Here is a 606-nt window from a genome sequence, read left to right as displayed (position 1 = left end):
ATCACCTGCATCCGGACGTTCAGAGGTCTTGCAGGCGGCTGCGCGGCTGGTTCGACGGCGTTGACAAGGCGTCCGCGGCTGCTTCTATGTCGACGTCGACCTGGACTCTGCGGAACTGTTCAAGGGTTTCGAGCTCCTGGTCCGTGAAGCCGCCTTCGCTCAGACGAATAGCTTCCGCCAGGAATTGAATGGTCAGCCCGATGCGAACGGCATCCTCCGCGGCGCCGCGGTGGAGCGATCGATAGGACGTGGCAGTGGGGCCCTGCCAGCCGGTCTCGATGCCGTCGACGATCTCGTCCATGCGCTTGAACTGCTTGCCGAGATACTCGTGCATGTCATCCAGATCGTCCGCCAGTTTTTTCAACTGCGATGATGTATAAGCGAGTTTGGGCTCATCACCCATGCCGGTCCCCCCACGTTCGAACCCGTGTTGCAAGCCGACCAACCCTAGCAACACGGACACGCCTTCACAGACATGGGGTGTCACGCACACCTTTATCACCTCTGTCAGGAAGGGTCCATGCTTCGAAATGAGCAGACATGCGACCCGGCGCCCGCAGGACTCCGCTCAGGTGATGAGTAGCATCATTGGTGACTGCTTCTAGT

General features: G+C 59.6%; 1 protein-coding gene. It reads right to left on the bottom strand.

Translation table 11 applies throughout. The annotated features are described in order from the left end of the window. Window positions 1-19: 19 nt before the first annotated feature. Window positions 20-403, bottom strand: coding sequence for a WXG100 family type VII secretion target (locus EES43_RS23165; RefSeq protein WP_124270498.1), 384 nt, complete (start codon window positions 401-403; stop codon window positions 20-22). Window positions 404-606: the final 203 nt, after the last annotated feature.

The organism is Streptomyces sp. ADI96-02 (assembly GCF_003846185.1).
In the GTDB taxonomy this organism is placed as follows: domain Bacteria; phylum Actinomycetota; class Actinomycetes; order Streptomycetales; family Streptomycetaceae; genus Streptomyces.
This window is presented reverse-complemented; position numbering and strand designations above follow the sequence as displayed.

What these genes read in the sequence shown, in the direction of transcription:
- EES43_RS23165 (WP_124270498.1), bottom strand. Translation starts at nt 403, where the DNA reads ATGGGTGATGAGCCCAAACTCGCTTATACATCATCGCAGTTGAAAAAA.